The sequence below is a fragment of the uncultured Fibrobacter sp. genome (assembly GCF_947305105.1).
In the GTDB taxonomy this organism is placed as follows: domain Bacteria; phylum Fibrobacterota; class Fibrobacteria; order Fibrobacterales; family Fibrobacteraceae; genus Fibrobacter.
In genome coordinates this window covers 26,198-42,328 of the sequence record NZ_CAMZCS010000007.1, presented here as the reverse complement: position 1 = coordinate 42,328, position 16,131 = coordinate 26,198, and the positions used below count along the sequence as shown (strand labels likewise).

Sequence of the window (16,131 nt, the reverse complement as noted above, 5' to 3'; positions counted from 1 at the left end):
GGATTTTTTGGCGGAATTCAACAAAAAAATGCAAAAAGCGCCACTTTTGCGGCGTAATTTTGGCGGAATTTGACTAAAATCTTCAAAAAGCGCCACTTTTCTGTTGGAATTTTGGCGGAATTTGATTATTTTTAGTAAAAAGCGCCAAAAACGAGGTCAATATGCCCATAATCGGTAGAAAAGAGGAACAAAGGGAACTTTTACGCTTGATGGCTTCCGAGCAACCCGAATTTATCATGGTCTATGGCCGCCGCCGTGTTGGCAAGACGTATTTGGTGCGCGAAACTTTCAAAGACAATCTTGTCTTTTACATGACGGGTTTGAACAATGTGGAATTGTCTGACCAACTGGTCAATTTCAGGACGGCGTTGGCGACTGCATCCGGTAATGTCGACATTCCCGCTCCACAGACATGGTTTGACGCGTTTGAACAATTGCGAACATTCCTGCAACAGAACAACGCTGCAAAAAAAGTTGTCTTTTTGGATGAAGTCCCTTGGATGGACACGAAAGGTTCGAAATTCATACCGGCGCTGGAGCATTTTTGGAACAGTTACGCCTCTACGGATCCAGCGATAAAGCTAGTCGTTTGCGGTTCTGCGGCTTCGTGGATGGTGAAGAAGATTGTTGAAAACCATGGTGGCTTGCACAATAGACTTACATATAAGTTAAAACTCAATCCGTTCAACGTGGGCGAGGTCAAGGAATTCCTGGAATCAAAAAACATCTACTGGGATTACCAGATGGTGACAGAATGTTATATGGTTCTCGGAGGCATTCCCTATTACTTGAACCTTCTTATGCCGGGCCTTAGCTTAGCGCAAAACATAGACAAATTATTCTTTAGCGAATCGGCCCTCCTCGAAGGGGAATTTCGGAGTCTGTATTCTTCTCTGTTCTTGCATAGCGAAGAATATGTTTCGATTATCAAGGTCCTTGCCGAAAAGAAAATCGGGTTCACTCGCGACGAAATCATCGCAGCCCTTTCTGTATCGGATGGTGGTGGCGTTACACGTAAATTGACGGAATTGGAACAGTGCGGGTTTATCCGGAAATACAAGGCACTGGGGCGTGTTCCGTACCTTTACCAACTTGCTGATTTCTTTAGCCTGTTCTATTTCACCTTCCTTGAAAAAGGCGACAACTACGATAGTGAAACATGGATGCACTTGCAAAATACGAGTACGCACAAGACCTGGTGTGGGCTCGGTTTCGAAAGGTTCTGCATTGCCAATGCCGAAAAAATCAAGAATATTTTGGGAATTAGCGGGATTGCGACAAAGACTTACAGCGTGTATTCTTCTGAGGCGCAAATTGACATGGTCATTGAGCGCGGAGACAGGGTTGTCAACTTGTTCGAAATGAAGTATACAGCCCTTCCCTATTCGCTAGACAAAAAGGATGCCGAAAGCATGGAAAATAAGATGCTTCTCTTGCAGTCGAAACTCAAGAAGAAGCAGAACATCGCAAACGTTTTGGTAACGACATCTCCTATAAAGCAAAATGCCTATTCTGCCCGATGGGTCCAGAGAAACATTACATTGGAAGAGATATTTTCGGCGTAGCGAAAGGGATGGAATAAAAAATTGCATATTTTTTATTGTTCCTATTTTGTTGTTTAATTTAGTATGATATATATTTGACAGAGACTTCTTGAGGTTTTTATGCGCTATCCGTTATTTGGGATATTAGGGTTTGCAGTGGTATTCGCCGTCTGCTCGTGTACGGTTTCACCCCCATCTCAGGACGACGAATCTTCGGCTACAAGCGATTCCGAAGAGGACAACTCCAAAAGTAAGAATGACAAGAAAAAGCAGTCAAGCCATTCGGATGAGGAATCTGAAGAGGAGTGCGAGGGCGAGTCGGGTGAGCCTTGGGATGGAACCACGGCAAAGGATTTCGCTTGTGGCGCGGGAACCAAGTTGAGCCCTTACATTATAAAGACGGCAGAGCAGTTGGCGCATCTTTCATTTATCGTGAATGCAAATGAAAAGGAATATCAGGGCAAGTATTATAAGCTCGGTGCCGATATCAAGTTGAACAAGGGCAATGTCATTGATAAGAAAGGCGCTTTGGTCGGGGATTCCGCCAAGCTCCACAAGTGGACTCCGATTGGAAATTCAAGCGTCCCATTTACGGGAAATTTTGATGGTGACGGATACACTATAAGCGGAATGTTTATCAATACGACAAGCTCGCATAATGGGTTGTTTGGCAACTCTAGCGGAACAGTACAGAATGTGACGATTGAGAATTCGTGGGTAAAGGGAGGAAAATTTACGGGAGGGTTTATTGGAAATATTTCTGATGCCGCTGTTTTAAGGAATGCCGTGAATAAAGCTAGCATTGTAGGTGTGGAAGATGCCGTGGGTGGTGCTATCGGTAACTACCAAGGATGCTATAGAAATTCAGGCAAAATTGAAAATGTAGAAAATCAAGGAGTTGTAACAGCGGTAAACTATGTGGGTGGAATTATAGGTAGTGCTTGCTATATCGAGATTTCTGATGTAAAAAATAGTGCAGAAATTTCGGGAAACTCTAGGATTGGCGGAATAGCAGGTAATTTAGAAATAAATTCAATAATAACGAATGCGGAAAATTTTGGAAAAATTATCGGAAAAGATCGAACGGCAGGAATTGTGGGATTTTTTGGATATTTATATGCAACGAATTCTGATTATGGAAAAATGAAAAACGTAAAAAATTGGGGCGCAGTGGAGGGTGAAAAATATACAGCGGGTATTATTGGAATAGATGGAGGAACCGTAAACAATAATCTTGCTAATGATGGAAATGTTGTTGGAACGGATTATACTGCTGGTTTGATTGCTTATGCAAAAAAATCAACTACCGAATCTGCATACAATACGGGTGACATTTTTGGCTCTGTTTATGTCGGTGGCATTGCGGGTGATAACGAAGAAGGCGTTACTAGTTCTGCTTATTCCACGGGCAAGGTTGACGGGGATTCCTTGGTGGGTTTGATGATTGGTTACAACTTCAACACCACCATGGCTGACTATTATTATTTAAAGCGAGGCGAACAGGAACCCTTCGGCCTCAACAACGGCGGCGGTGTAGCGACACCTAAAACCTCAAAAGAAATGAAATCAGAAGATTTTGCCGAACTCCTGGGTGAAGAATTCGTTTATGATTCCAATCTTAATGACGGGTTTCCCGTTTTCAACTGGGAAGAATGAGGAAAATCTTTGATAGTTTAGAATTCATAGGGAGGTCCTTATGACTTTGATGATTATCCAGCTGCTGATTGTTCTGCTCGCGTTATACGTGGGTTCACGTTACGGGAGTCTTGCGCTGGGCGCGATTTCGGGTATCGGGCTTGCGATTCTCGTGCTCGGGTTCGGCATGCAGCCGGGCAAGCCCCCTACCGATGTCATCTACATCATCATTGCTGCGGTGACTTGTGCGGGCATTATGCAGGCCTCCGGCGGCATGGATTGGCTTATCCAGATTGCGGAGCGGCTGTTGCGCAAGCACCCGAACCACATCACGATTCTTGCTCCGCTCTGCACGTTCTTCCTTACGGTGCTTGTGGGTACGGGCCACGTGGTCTACACCTTGATGCCGATTATTTGCGATATTTCCCTTAAGAAGGGCATCCGTCCGGAACGCCCGTGTGGCGTGGCTTCTGTCGCATCGCAGGTAGGCATCACTTGCTCGCCCATCGCCGCCGCGGTCGCGTCGTTCGTGATCATTTCGAATGCGAATGGTTTCGAGGTGAACAATTTGCAGGTCATCGCGATTACGATTCCTGCTTGCCTTTGTGGGCTCATGGCGGCGGCGCTTGTCTCTTACAGGCGCGGGCTCGACCTCGACAAGGATCCCGCCTTCCAGGCGCGACTCAAGGACCCGCAGATGAAGGAATACATGTACGGCAGTTCCGCTTCCGTGCTCGACAAGGAAGTGCCCAAGGAGGCGAAGCGCGCGGTGTACATCTTCCTTGCGGCCATCGCGGTGATTGTGCTGTTCTCCGTCTTCCAGATTATCGGGCACGACATCCGTCCCAAGTTCCCTACAGGTAAAGTCATTGACGGCGTGGCGCAGGTGAAGCCGCTCGCCATGAACATTATCATCCAGATTGTGATGATTTCGGCTGCCGCGTTCATGATTATCTTCTGCAAGGCGAGCCCCAAGAAGGCTGTGGCGGGTGCGGTGTGGCAGAGCGGCATGGTGGCTGTCGTCGCGATTTACGGAATCGCCTGGCTTGCCGACACGTACTTCGCGAACTACATGGACGTGATGCAGGGCGGCCTCAAGGATATTGTGCAGCATTACCCGTGGGCCATCGCGTTTGCGTTCTTTGCGGTGAGCGTGCTCATCAACTCGCAGGGCGCTGTGGTGGTGGCGATGTTGCCGCTCGCTTACAGCCTCGGTATCGAGGGCCCGGTGCTTTTGGGTGTGCTGCCGAGTGTGTACGGGTACTTCTTCATCCCGAACTACCCCTCCGATATCGCGACCGTGAACTTCGACCGCTCGGGCACCACCGTCATTGGCAAATACCTCCTGAACCACAGTTTCATGCGGCCGGGTTTGGTGAGCGTCATCGTTTCGACTATCGTCGGGACGGTGCTTGTGAAACTGTTCTATTAGGCGGTTTCCTGGAAATTTTGCATATTTGTACCCATGAATACGGCAAAGCGTTTTTTTAGCCTCGAAGGGATCGACGGCTCGGGAAAGTCGACCCAGATTGACATGCTTATTTCGGCTCTCGAAAGCGAGGGTTATTCTGTGGTGAAGCTCCGCGAGCCGGGCGGTGCGAAGATTTCGGAGCGCATCCGCGAGATTCTGCTGGACCCCTCGTTCAAGGGCGTCATGGCCGACAAGACAGAACTTTTGCTGTACAATGCGGCACGTGCCCAGGTGATTGCCGAAATTATCCAGCCGGCGCTTGATGCGGGCAAGGTGGTGATTGCCGACCGTTTCGCGTGGAGCACTTTTGCTTACCAGGGCTATGCCCGCGGGCTCGGTGCCGATATGGTTCAACGCCTGACAGAACTCACCTGCGACGGTTGCTTCCCGGAACTCACGGTGGTGCTCGATATCGACGTGATGCGGGGACGCGCGCGCACCGCGAAGCGGGGCGAGGCACCCGACCGACTGGAGCAGGAAAAGGCCGACTTTTTCGAGAGGGTGCGCCAGGGTTACCTGGCCGCGGCCCGCGACTACCCGGATTGCGTTGCGGCTATCGATGCCGACCGCAGCCCGGAGGCTGTTTTCGCCGATTTGTACAGGCTCGTGAAGGAGCGGCTCGTTTAATTATCTATATTTGACGGACTATGGCTCTTTGCTTAGATACAGAACAGCTGGAAACTGTACAGCGGATTTTGAATCTCCATTTTGAAGGTGTCGAAGTCTGGGCGTACGGTCCGAGGGTCAACGGCACGGATTGCCCGCCCGATATGGACCTTGAACTTGTCGTCATTTCGGAAAAGCCGATTTCCTTCGAGGACATGACGGCCGTCGAGAAGGCATTTGTCGAAAGCGAGCTCCCGTTCCGCGTCGACATCATCGACTGGGCCAAGTTGCCTGAATCTCTGCAAAAGCAAATCAAAAAAGATCACGACGTCGTCCAGGCGGCCAATGCGGAAGCCTAGCGTCGAGAAAGGGTTACTATGAAACGTCTTCTTCCCTTCCTTTTTGTTTCTTTCTTCTCTTCGATGATTTTCGCCCAGGGCGACCTGTCGCAGGCTATGTCCCTGATTCAGGACGGCCGTTGCGCAGACGCCATCGGCCCGCTGGTCAAGGTGTACAAGTCCAGCTTCCGCAACAGCAACGGCGAGAAGGCCGCCGTGATGCTCACGGAATGTTACCTGCGCGAACACAAGCGCGACGAGGCCGACAAGGTCTCCAGCCGCTTCCTCGAATACTACATATCGACGCCGTACCGCGAACGTATGGAACTGGCACATGCCATCGTCTTGATTGAACGCGGTGCTGTGTACGAAGGTGTCGAGGACATGTTGCGCATCCTCGCCTATTCCAAGAACCCTGCCGCCCGCGCCCGTACCAAGGAAGTCGCCGTGCAGACGATTGCCGCCTCCCTCATGACGGCGGACCAGCTCCAGGCGCTCCTGGAAAAGTACCCGGTGGACAAGGACCTGGTCGGCTGGATGCAGTTGCAGATTGGCCGCGAGTGCCAGAATGCTGGCCGTTACAAGGCCGCTCGCTATTGGTACAAGAAGGTCCAGAACTCCGGGGCCTCGGAAAAATTGCTCAATACCGCCGAAAAGGGGCTCCAATCGCTTGAAGATTACGGTGCCGGCATGCCGACGGTTCTCGTGCTTGCCCCGCTTTCCGGTGATTTCGCCGAGTTCGGCGCTGCCGCCGTGCAGGGCGTGATTCTCGCTTTCGAACAGGCCGGCCTCAAGGGCAAGGTGAATATCCGCACCGCCGATACCCGTGCCGATGCCTCCATCGCGCTTTTGCGTACGCAGCAGGCTATCAACCAGGACAGCATCATCGCCGTCGTGGGCCCCATCATGAGCGGTCCGGCAGCAACGGTCGGCGCCTGGATGGGCAGCAACTTCCAGCATATCCCGATGATTACCCCGACCGCGACCGACGACGGTATCGCGCGCATGGGCCCGAACATCTTCCAGGTGAACATCACGATGGAAAATCTCGCGAACAAGATTGCCGACTTTGCCATCAAGTGCCTGAATATCCGCGAATTTGCCGTGCTTAGCCCGCTGGGCGACTACGGCAGCTCCATGTCGCAGAGCTTCACCATGGCTGTCGAACGCCGTGGTGGTACGGTTGTCGCCTTCCGCAACTACGAAGAAGGCCGCCCCGACTACAAGACGGAATTCGACCTTATCCGCGACGTGCGTTTCAAGCAGGAAAACCGCCGCAGGAACATCGCCCGCGGCGCCGAGAACCTCGATGCCGTGAATGCGAAGGACCGCCGTTTCTACATGCAGGATTCCACGTTCCGCATCCCCGGTATTTTTGTTGCGGCCACGAACCCCTCCGATGCAGGCCTCATGGCTGGCCAGATTGCATTCAACAAGCTTTCCGGTACGCTCCTCGGCACCTCCGGCTGGTATGGCCGCGAACTTCTGGTGCAGGGCAAGCGCCTGGTAGACAGCTCGTACTTCAGCGTGCCCGGCCTCGATATGGGCAAGAGCGAAACTTATGCGAAGTTCGCGAAGGCGTTCCAGGATAGGTGGGGCTCCGAACCGGGCGAAGACAAGGTGAGCGGCCTCAGCTACGATGCCGCGAACATCGTATTCAGCACGCTTGCGAAATCCCCGAACAGCATGACGAACGCCATCAACAACACGGGGTCGTTCCAGGGCGTGTACGGCGAAATCAAGTTCCGCCGCGGCGTGAATGTCAATAGCAAGATTGTGACTGTCCAGAAGGGCAAGTTCGAGACGCTGAACGGCTGTCCGGAGCCGGCGGCCCCCGAAAAGAAGTCGAAGAAGTAGGCCGGTTAGTCGGCCATGCACCCAGCGATAGCGGCGACGACGTAATCAGGCGAGTCGCCGTTTCTGTAGTAGGAGTAAAGATCGTCGTCGTTGAGGACGTCGTCCAGGTTGATTTCGCTGGTCGTAGTTCCCAGTTCCTCGCGGATGCGCCTCTTGAACGCGACGAATCCGGAGTGTATCATGTAGAACGGGATGGAAGATGTTTTATGCAGCAGCTTCATGGAACCTCCGTCCGGCCTAATTTTTTTCCACAATTGTCGACAAGTCCCGAAAGGCTTGGTGGATAGATTGTGGAAAGAATCTCGGCCTCTAGGGAGAGTTATAGAAATTTGAAAAATGCAAGACAAGTGCGTAAGAAAATGACATGTGACGGGGGTCTCTTTTTTTTGTTTCGTTAGTTTGTACCAAACATCGCCAAAAAGGGGGTGCTTGGCGGGCCTTAAGTCGTTGTCGTATAAGGGAATAGAACGTGCCAAGGTGCCTGTTTTGCGGGTGTACGCCTGTCACGCATTTTTTATTCCATGTTGGACTACACAATTGCCCTTTTTGCGCTGATTTGCAAGTTTTTTGTAATTTTTCACAGGGGCAACCATGCCGTGGAAGGATTGTGAATAAGGGTTGCGCATACATTGTGGATTGGTGCAAATGCTATATTTGCGCAATATGTTTTTTAGGGCCCTGCTCATTGTAATTTTGTTTTCGCTTTCGGCATTTGCCGGGCCTGTTTCCCTTGCACTTCCGGATTCCCTCATGGCACTTTCAGAGGACGTGACGCGCCAGACGATGGCGTTGCGCTATGACGACGCTCTCGCCGCGGCCAAGCGTGTCCGCGGGGCCGACGAGGGTGTGGGCTGCGTGCTCGAAAACGTTGTGCGTATCAGCATGTACGACGACTGCGGCGACACGGCGGCGCTGCAGCGCGCCGGCCGGGAACTCGAGAGTTGCCGGAGCGTCGGCATGTGGGACGCTCTCCGCAAGTTCGAGCTGGGTTACGTGCAGAGCGAATCCGGGCATTCTATCAAGGGTGCCATGCAGACGCGCTCCGCCGCGAAGATCTTCGAAAATTCCGAAGACCAGGAAGCTCGCGCCTTCTACGCCATATACGCTTACTATGTCGACAAGAGTTTCAGCTGGGTGCCCTTCAAGTCGGACCACCGCAAGGAATACCTTGCCGTGCTCGACAGCACTTCAAAAAATTCGGCACGGTTCTGGCCCTTGTTCCTCACTCCGCTCATTTGGATGCATTACGACAAGGGGGACTTCGCGACGGGCCTCAAGCTTGCCGAACGTGGCCTGGCGAAGGCGCCTGCACACCCGGTGATGTTGCAGATCAAGGCCGACATGCTCTATAGCCTTAAACGCTACGGCGAGGCTGCCCAGCTTTACGAGGCGAGCGCTGCCGACTACCTGAAGCGCACGGGCAAGTCTATCCGCTACTGGTGCTCGGTGCTGAACCTTATCCGCATTTACCACGACGCAGGCGACAAGGCCCATGCGGCCGAATGGCGTGCCAAGTTGAAGGACCCTGCCTACGAATCCCAGAAGGAATGGATGCCGGGTTCGCTGGTGGACGATCTCAAGAATCGTAACCTTTACTAATCCAATCCCCTGCTTGGTGGATTGTTTCTTCGATTTTACGATTTTTTTCGCGTTGGGGTGGACAAAAATCGCCGCAATTTCGTCTATAAAGTTGTCATACTCTGGATGCTACAAAAGGAGCGGCAACATTCAATGGAAGAATATCGCATTGGATTCTTTATAGACGGGTTTACACTCAAGAGGGTCAACGAATATTACCGATACCACCATCCCTACAGGTCGCGGATTGATTTCAAGGGATTGAAGAGCTGGGTCAGGGCCGAGGCGGCCCAAGTGTTCCGTGCTCGGGGGAGCGTGTCGATGGAGGCGCATTATTACCACCCTTACAAAGACCCGAAAACTCGGGGCTGGCATACGCCCGGGATATTGCGGTTCGAGCAACAGATTGCAGAAGCCGGGATGGAGATCCACTACAGCGAGAACTATCTTGAAAGCCAGTTCAACCCGAACATGTCGCTGATGGACGACGCGGTCGTGTTTGCGAGCTACCACAAGGTCGATGCGATAGTCCTGCTCACTACGCAGGGGCAGTATTCCACGTTGCCGCAGCGCGTGGCTCCGTTCAAGGTTCCTGTGCTCCTGCTCGGTTGGAACTTCTCTTATGTGAAGAACAATTCGATAGTTACCTGGAAAACGGACTCGACTCTCAAGGACAGGGCGTCGTATTACGTGCCGATGGAAGAAATTGTTGACGAGATGACGGAACGCGACCCTCTCCGGTTCGGCATATTCCAGAAAGAAAGGTACCTTGTCAAGAGCTACCTCCGCGGGAAAGTTGCGGATAAAGTAACCATGTGGGATGTTTCGTAACGAAGTTGTCTATAACTTGCCGATTTTTGAGGATAAAAAAGAAGGTTCCCGTGGAACCTTCCGGAAATTTGTGCAAAATGGCCGTATTATAGCCTGTCGCGCTGCTTCTTTTGCCAGTCGCTGAGGAACAGCCAGGTGATGCGCAAGCCTGCGAACCAGGTGTCGCCATTGGCGTCGGTGTTCTGGTAGGGGACGGTGTTGTTCATCGTGCGCGATTCGACCTTGAGTTCGTTATAACGGATAAAGCGGTATCCGCCATAACCACCGATGGCGAAGCGGCTGAATTCAATCCTGAGTTCCATTTCGGAGTTGAACGTGGTGGCAAGCGTGCTGTAGTAACGGTCTCTCATGGTGTCCCACTTGTTCGGGTTTTCCATGTACACGAGGTCGAAGTTCGAGGCGAAGTGGAAGTTGATGAGGTTTAGACCGAAACCCACGGCCGGAATCAAGTTGATAATCGTATTTTCACCGAAGAGCTTCCAGCCGAACATCCAGTCAACACCGTAGGAATACCATTTGATGTCGTACAGAGGGTATTTCTTGGAGCGGACTTCGACAATACTTCCGTCTTCCCCTTCGACGCCGGCCGTTGCGGAATATGTCTTGGACGGGCGCTCGGAAACCTGGGGCGGCATGAAGTTGACGTCGAACCAGGTGAGGAACTGCTTGTACTGGGCACCGAAGTTCACATGCAATCCCAGATAGTAGTCGTTGAACTTGGAATACTTGAAGGTCCCCAAGAATGCCAGCGTGTCGAGCTTGGTGGCTGAGGTGGAGTCGTCGGCAGGGACGTAGCCCTCTTCCATGTGGACGCCGTTGCGGAATGCGGTATTGTTTACGTAGTCACGGAATTCGGAACGCATGCCGCGGTAGTCTGCACCTATGGAGATGAACCCGCGTACATGGTCACTTTCGTAGAAGCCGGCCTCGGCTTCGGCGAAGGCGCTTGCCGAAAAGGCCAGCAAGCTCGCGACGGCAAATGTGATAAAAGAGGTTATTTTTGTCTTCATAAAAAGAACTCCAAAAAAGGATTTCGCAATATAAAATACATTATGTTTGCGACTTGTGCAGGGAATTTTTTCATAAGATGTTAAAAATCAACCATTTACGAAGGTCTAATAGCTCGGTCCTAGGGGTGCGGTTGGGCCGTGGAGCCCTCTTCTGTTCCATTATTGCCGCATTGTGCGCCTGTGGCGACGGTGGCGATTCTCGCGGAAAAACGGCGGGTGGAACTGTGCCCGAATGCGCTAATCAGGTCGTTTTTGACGAGATGCAGTATAGCGCGATGCTCCGGATGGGCAGGTCGTGCGGCCAGGGAATAGCCGAAATCCGTTCTGTTATTGGGCGGGACACCCTGGTACAGAGCTTCGCGCTGGTGGACGATTCGGCCTTGGCCCGGCAAGGGCTCGATCTTGGGCAGGTGAGCCGTGGCGCAGCATGGAAGGGTGCCGCGGTGTTGCACGTGCCGCTCCGCCGTGCGGTAATCCTCTCGTCGGCGCAGATAGGTTATATGCTGCGTCTCGGCGTGGCCGGGCGGATCGTGGGAGTCGGCGACGGGAAATATATCGTGGACAGCGCTTTGTATGCAAAGACGGCTGCGGGCGAGGTGGCGACTGTCGGCAACGGGCACGAACTTGTACTCGAGAAGGTGCTGGACCAGAAGCCCGAGCTCGTGATGACGTTTGCTACGGGCGGCGGTTACGACGACTACGAGCGCTTGCAGGCGCTGGGCATCCCCATGATGCTCACCTCGGAATGGCAGGAGGACAGCCCCCTTGCAAAATTTGAATGGATTAAGTTGTTCGGGGCATTGTTCTGTGGGCATTCGGCAGACTTGGCATGCACTGTCAATCCCGATACAATTTTTGAACAAAATAATAAAGACTATCACTTATCTGTTGTGAACCATCAGGTTACTGATTCCAGTCTTGAATCATCTACCTCAAACCTCAAAGCGACCGCAGGGAGCGACCTCACCGCTCATGGCTCAAAATGTCCCCGCGTACTTGTAGGCATGTCCTATGGCGGCGTATGGTACGCCCCGGGCGGGCATAGCTACACGGCGCAGCTGATACGGGATGCGGGCGGCTGCTACCTGTGGGAATCCGATACGACCCGCGAGATGAGGCTTTCGCTCGAGGAAGTCTTTGCCATAGCGGACAGCGCCGACATCTGGATCAATCCCGGAGCATTCTCGAGCCCCGACGAAATCCTCGCCGCCGAGCCGCGGGTAAAGAATATCAGGGCGTTCCGCGACGGTCGCGTTTACCAGAACGACGGCATCAAGGGCCCCGGCGGCGGCAACGACTTTTACGAAAGTGCCGTGGCGCATCCGGTCGAGTTGCTTGCGAATGTGATTGGGAACATGTATCCCGATTCCGTGTCGTCGAAAACGGCGGATTTGGGCAATCCCCCCTACGGATGGTACAGGAATATTTTTAAATTTTGAGTATATGAAACCACATACAGGTATTGGCGATTGGATAGCCGCAACTTATGAACAGGGCCTCCCCTTTTTACAGCAGGTTCCCCGCGAGTGTGCAGACTATTTGCTCTTGAATGCGCAAATTCGCGAGTATGATGCCGGAGAGGTGATTATCAACGGGAATTCCGTTGGCGAATCGTTCTGCGTGTTGCAGAGCGGTCGTGCTCAGGTGTGTGGGCAGATTTTGCCGGACGGCCACTACAGCGTGATTGCCTACATCGAGACAGGCGCCTGCTTTGGTGAAATGTCCATTATTTGCAACGAGCCCACGAGCAATACGGTGATAGCGGCCGAAGACGGTTGCACTGTGCTCCATGTATCCCGCGAAGAGTTCGTGAAGTTCCTCGACAAGAACCCGAACATCATGGTCTACTTGTACAAGGTGGTCGCGGACCGCCTCCGTGCGAAGAACCTCGCTTTTGATGAGTTCGAACGCCTGTCGCTGCTTGCTTCTGCGAAGGTGCTGCCGTTTATCGACTTCGCGCAGACGCTCGAGAAGAGCCGCGTGACCGGCACCGTGATGTTCGAGTGCAACGGCGAGAGCGGATTTATCGCATTCCGGGACGGGCGCATCTGCTGTGCCAAGTGCGGCAAGCAGACAGGGCCGGATGCCCTTGAGAAGCTTTTGTCGTGGGGCGACGAGACCTATTTCAAATTAGATACGCACCTGATGCCGACGACGGTAAACATCAACCAGATGTCCGATACGACGAGCCTCATTCTGGATGCATTGAGAAATATTGATGAAAAACAAGGTGCCCAATACTAGGGCAAAGGAAAAAAGATGAACTACGCAGACGCAGGAGTTTCTCTGGCCAGGGCCGACGAGGCGATGGTCGGTGTCAAGAAATCCGTACGTACTACATTCAACCAAGGCGTCCTCGGTGACGTCGGCAACTTCGGCGGCCTCTTCACGCTGAACCACCTGGGCATGAAGGACCCGGTGCTGGTCAGCTCTGTCGACGGCGTGGGCACGAAGCTCAAAGTCGATATCGAGATGGGCACGCACGAACTGCCGGGCCAGGATATCGTGAACCACTGCTGCGACGACATCCTCGTGCAGGGTGCTCGCCCGCTGTTCTTCCTCGACTACGTGGCCACGGGCCGCCTGGAACCGGGTGTTATGGACAAACTTGTTGCCGGTATGGCCAAGGCCTGCCGCGAAAACGACCTTGTCCTGATCGGTGGCGAAACGGCCGAAATGCCGGGCTTCTACGGTCCGGGTGACTACGACATTTCCGGCACTATCGTCGGTGTCGTGGAACGCGAAAACATCATTGACGGGAAGTCGATCAAGCCGGGTACCATCATCCTCGGTCTGCCTTCTACAGGTCTCCATACAAACGGTTACTCGCTTGCCCGCAAGGTGCTGTTCGACGTGGCCGGTTACAAGGTGGACACGCTGGTGGACGGCATGGACAAGACGATTGGCGAAGCGCTCGCGATGCCGCACCGTAGCTACTATCCGAGCCTCATCGATCTCTGCAACAAGAAGATTATCCAGGGCCTTGCCCACATCACGGGTTCGGGCTACCAGGGCAACATCCCGCGTATCCTTCCGGACAACGTTGACGTGATTATCGACCGCACCACGTGGGACCCGCCGATGATCTTCAAGCTCATCCAGCAGGCCGGCTCCGTGGAGAAGGACGAGATGTACAACACCTTCAACATGGGCATGGGCATGCTCGTCTTCATCGACCCGGCCGACAAGGCCGAAGTGGTCGCTCACCTCGAAGCCAAGGGCGAAAAGTGGGTGCAGGTCGGCGAAGTCGTCGCTGGTTCCAAGCAGGTGAAGTTTAGGGACTAGAGATTAGGATCTAGAGACTAGGATCTAGAGACTAGGATCTAGGGAGAAGTTTGGCGGGCCGAAGGGTCCGCCTTCTTTTTTTTCAGAGCGGGTTTTTCTTGCAGAGCGTGGACCGCGTAGGGCGGTTCGCCGAACTGCGCCTGGCCAAGTTTTGAATGTGACGGGCGTCACTCCTGATATGACTATTACGTAAGTTTTTCGTAACAAAAGAGCGAAAAAATATTTTGTTATTTTGCGATTTAAGTCACACGAAAGCGACATTGGAACAGTTTGTGAACACAAAATGGAGCTTTCTGTGTCTTATATGGGATATTTAGTTTATTTTACAAAAGATAGAATAAGCTGAATTGGACGGATTTTAGGAGTTTTTATGAGGATGTTTTGTTTCAGGATGACGGCTGCCGTGGCCACGTTAGCGCTGGTCTCGGCATGTACCGATGAATCCGAATCTTCGCCGAACGGTGGTCAGCAGGGCAACACGAGCGATTTTATTTGCCAAGGTGCCGTGATTCCTGTCTCGTCCCGTGTGTTCATCAAGGATGAGGTGAAGCTTTTCATCGGCAGTACGGACAATATTGTCAGGACTGCGGACGGACAAAATTTCGGCATATATACTGAAGTCGACGGTACAATCACGTTGGGTGATGGCTCCGTTTACGAAACTGGCGTGCAGACGACCTTGCTCCCGGTTTGTGAGGCGAATGCCGTGTACGACCCGCTTTCGGGTGAACTGGTCGTGGAAAGCTCCTCTTCTGCTGATCCGGCCAATACTTCGCAGCCGACTTCCGGTTCCAATCCCGTGAATGGAAGTTCGGGCGTTGTCGGTGCATCTAGTTCCAGCAACAATCCGGCCAATTCTAGCGGCAATCCTACAAATTCCAGCTCTTCGGGCAATCCGCAGGGCCCTTCGAATCCGACTGCTTCGAGTTCGAGCGGCATTCCTGCGGAATCCTCCTCTAGCGATGTTCCCCGTGATGCGAACGGGTTCCCGACTCTTGAATCTTATGGCCCGCCTCCCGAGGCTTATACAAAGGACATTTTGAGCAACGGAAAGACTGGATGGAGCAGCCGCTATTGGGATGCTTGCAAGCCGCACTGTTCTTGGCTCAGCAGCGTCGATACTACGAGCGAGGCCGCGTACGAGGCGGGTGGGACGGTCGCCCGTAACTGCAATATTCACGATGTGGAAGTTCCTGCATTTACGCTTGGCCATTCTGTTCAGGAATACTGGATGGGGTACGAGGGCACGAATAGTGCTTGTGTTAACAATAACGCTGGTGGCACTTACACTTGTACCGACATGGCTCCGATTCAGGTGACAGATAATCTTTCTTATGGTTATGTCGCTGCTCCGGGTGCGCAGTTTGGCGGTGGTTGCGGCAAGTGCTTCCACTTGCAGTTCAATGGTGGCAACCATGCGAACGACGTGAAGGAAACGCATTTGGCGCTCAAGGGCAAGCACATGGTCGTGATGGCCTCCAACATCGGTTACGATGTGGAAGCGGGCCAGTACGACATGCTCGTGCCGGGCGGTGGTGTGGGCGCATTCAACGCGCTCTCTACGCAGATTGGCGTGCCCGCAAGTGGTCTCGGTGCAAACGGTGGCGGATTCATGACCGAATGCCAGCAGAGCCTCGGTTGGGACAATACTGTGGAAGCCTACCAGGAATGTGTGCTCAAGAAGTGCGACGAAGTGTTCAAGGACTGGCCGAACCTGTTGCGCGGCTGCCGCTGGTATGCCGAGTGGTACATGACCGCCGACAACCCGACATACAACTGGGAAGAGGTGGAATGCCCGCAGTACTTGGTCGACCACTACTTGACGACCTTCAATACGACTTTGGAAAACCGTTGGCGTTGGCATGACGACTGGTCTGATTACAAGAAGGGCGACGTGCTCGATACGGTCTATTGCTGGAAGGACGGCGAAAATCCGAAAGACCCCAACGGCAAGGGTGCTGGCTGCGCTCCGTAAC

General features: G+C 52.9%; 14 protein-coding genes. 12 read left to right on the top strand and 2 right to left on the bottom strand.

What is annotated here, in order from left to right:
• The first annotated feature begins 161 nt into the window (after positions 1–161).
• From Q0Y46_RS05155 to Q0Y46_RS05130, 6 genes are all read left to right on the top strand, one after another.
• Positions 162–1,565 (top strand): ATP-binding protein, encoded by a 1,404-nt coding sequence (locus tag Q0Y46_RS05155; RefSeq protein WP_295684329.1) that lies wholly within the window; start codon positions 162–164, stop codon positions 1,563–1,565.
• A gap of 99 nt (positions 1,566–1,664) precedes the next feature.
• Positions 1,665–3,200, top strand: coding sequence for a hypothetical protein (locus tag Q0Y46_RS05150; RefSeq protein ID WP_297945609.1), 1,536 nt, complete (start codon positions 1,665–1,667; stop codon positions 3,198–3,200).
• 40 nt (positions 3,201–3,240) lie between these two features.
• Positions 3,241–4,611, top strand: coding sequence for an anaerobic C4-dicarboxylate transporter (locus Q0Y46_RS05145; protein ID WP_290956387.1), 1,371 nt, complete (start codon positions 3,241–3,243; stop codon positions 4,609–4,611).
• Between the two features lie 33 nt (positions 4,612–4,644).
• Positions 4,645–5,277, top strand: coding sequence for a dTMP kinase (gene tmk / locus Q0Y46_RS05140; protein WP_297945607.1), 633 nt, complete (start codon positions 4,645–4,647; stop codon positions 5,275–5,277).
• A gap of 20 nt (positions 5,278–5,297) precedes the next feature.
• Positions 5,298–5,615 (top strand): nucleotidyltransferase domain-containing protein, encoded by a 318-nt coding sequence (locus Q0Y46_RS05135; protein ID WP_295684321.1) that lies wholly within the window; start codon positions 5,298–5,300, stop codon positions 5,613–5,615.
• Between the two features lie 18 nt (positions 5,616–5,633).
• On the top strand, positions 5,634–7,451 hold the full coding sequence (locus Q0Y46_RS05130) for a penicillin-binding protein activator (RefSeq protein ID WP_297945604.1): 1,818 nt from the start codon (positions 5,634–5,636) through the stop codon (positions 7,449–7,451).
• A 5-nt stretch (positions 7,452–7,456) separates the two neighbouring features.
• Here Q0Y46_RS05130 and Q0Y46_RS05125 read toward each other — a convergent pair whose 3' ends face one another.
• Positions 7,457–7,672 (bottom strand): hypothetical protein, encoded by a 216-nt coding sequence (locus Q0Y46_RS05125; RefSeq protein WP_295684317.1) that lies wholly within the window; start codon positions 7,670–7,672, stop codon positions 7,457–7,459.
• Between the two features lie 442 nt (positions 7,673–8,114).
• On the opposite strand from Q0Y46_RS05125, the gene Q0Y46_RS05120 reads away from it, so the two are divergent.
• A complete protein-coding gene (locus Q0Y46_RS05120; protein ID WP_297945602.1) occupies positions 8,115–9,050 on the top strand; it encodes a hypothetical protein in 936 nt (311 codons plus the stop codon).
• A 132-nt stretch (positions 9,051–9,182) separates the two neighbouring features.
• Positions 9,183–9,860: an NYN domain-containing protein gene (locus Q0Y46_RS05115; RefSeq protein ID WP_295684312.1), complete on the top strand. Its 678-nt coding sequence runs from the start codon at positions 9,183–9,185 to the stop codon at positions 9,858–9,860.
• Between the two features lie 86 nt (positions 9,861–9,946).
• Here the strand turns inward: Q0Y46_RS05115 and Q0Y46_RS05110 are convergent, their stop codons facing one another.
• Entirely contained in the window at positions 9,947–10,870 is a 924-nt protein-coding gene (locus tag Q0Y46_RS05110) for a hypothetical protein (protein WP_295684309.1), read from the bottom strand.
• A 77-nt stretch (positions 10,871–10,947) separates the two neighbouring features.
• Here Q0Y46_RS05110 and Q0Y46_RS05105 point away from each other — a divergent pair, with 77 nt between their 5' ends.
• From Q0Y46_RS05105 to Q0Y46_RS05090, 4 genes are all read left to right on the top strand, one after another.
• Positions 10,948–12,309, top strand: a complete 1,362-nt coding sequence (locus tag Q0Y46_RS05105) for an ABC transporter substrate-binding protein (protein WP_297945600.1) — start codon at positions 10,948–10,950, stop codon at positions 12,307–12,309.
• Between the two features lie 4 nt (positions 12,310–12,313).
• Complete coding sequence (locus tag Q0Y46_RS05100) at positions 12,314–13,114, top strand: cyclic nucleotide-binding domain-containing protein (RefSeq protein WP_295684304.1); 801 nt, start codon at positions 12,314–12,316, stop codon at positions 13,112–13,114.
• A gap of 15 nt (positions 13,115–13,129) precedes the next feature.
• On the top strand, positions 13,130–14,155 hold the full coding sequence (gene purM, locus Q0Y46_RS05095; RefSeq protein WP_295684301.1) for a phosphoribosylformylglycinamidine cyclo-ligase: 1,026 nt from the start codon (positions 13,130–13,132) through the stop codon (positions 14,153–14,155).
• A gap of 370 nt (positions 14,156–14,525) precedes the next feature.
• A complete protein-coding gene (locus Q0Y46_RS05090; protein WP_297945598.1) occupies positions 14,526–16,130 on the top strand; it encodes a glycosyl hydrolase family 5 in 1,605 nt (534 codons plus the stop codon).
• The last annotated feature ends 1 nt before the right edge of the window (position 16,131 follow it).

Bases quoted from the DNA above. Each gene is read 5' to 3' on its own strand.
- Q0Y46_RS05155 (WP_295684329.1), top strand. From the start codon at position 162: ATGCCCATAATCGGTAGAAAAGAGGAACAAAGGGAACTTTTACGCTTG.
- Q0Y46_RS05150 (WP_297945609.1), top strand. From the start codon at position 1,665: ATGCGCTATCCGTTATTTGGGATATTAGGGTTTGCAGTGGTATTCGCC.
- Q0Y46_RS05145 (WP_290956387.1), top strand. From the start codon at position 3,241: ATGACTTTGATGATTATCCAGCTGCTGATTGTTCTGCTCGCGTTATAC.
- tmk (WP_297945607.1), top strand. From the start codon at position 4,645: ATGAATACGGCAAAGCGTTTTTTTAGCCTCGAAGGGATCGACGGCTCG.
- Q0Y46_RS05135 (WP_295684321.1), top strand. From the start codon at position 5,298: ATGGCTCTTTGCTTAGATACAGAACAGCTGGAAACTGTACAGCGGATT.
- Q0Y46_RS05130 (WP_297945604.1), top strand. From the start codon at position 5,634: ATGAAACGTCTTCTTCCCTTCCTTTTTGTTTCTTTCTTCTCTTCGATG.
- Q0Y46_RS05125 (WP_295684317.1), bottom strand. From the start codon at position 7,672: ATGAAGCTGCTGCATAAAACATCTTCCATCCCGTTCTACATGATACAC.
- Q0Y46_RS05120 (WP_297945602.1), top strand. From the start codon at position 8,115: ATGTTTTTTAGGGCCCTGCTCATTGTAATTTTGTTTTCGCTTTCGGCA.
- Q0Y46_RS05115 (WP_295684312.1), top strand. From the start codon at position 9,183: ATGGAAGAATATCGCATTGGATTCTTTATAGACGGGTTTACACTCAAG.
- Q0Y46_RS05110 (WP_295684309.1), bottom strand. From the start codon at position 10,870: ATGAAGACAAAAATAACCTCTTTTATCACATTTGCCGTCGCGAGCTTG.
- Q0Y46_RS05105 (WP_297945600.1), top strand. From the start codon at position 10,948: ATGTTAAAAATCAACCATTTACGAAGGTCTAATAGCTCGGTCCTAGGG.
- Q0Y46_RS05100 (WP_295684304.1), top strand. From the start codon at position 12,314: ATGAAACCACATACAGGTATTGGCGATTGGATAGCCGCAACTTATGAA.
- purM (WP_295684301.1), top strand. From the start codon at position 13,130: ATGAACTACGCAGACGCAGGAGTTTCTCTGGCCAGGGCCGACGAGGCG.
- Q0Y46_RS05090 (WP_297945598.1), top strand. From the start codon at position 14,526: ATGAGGATGTTTTGTTTCAGGATGACGGCTGCCGTGGCCACGTTAGCG.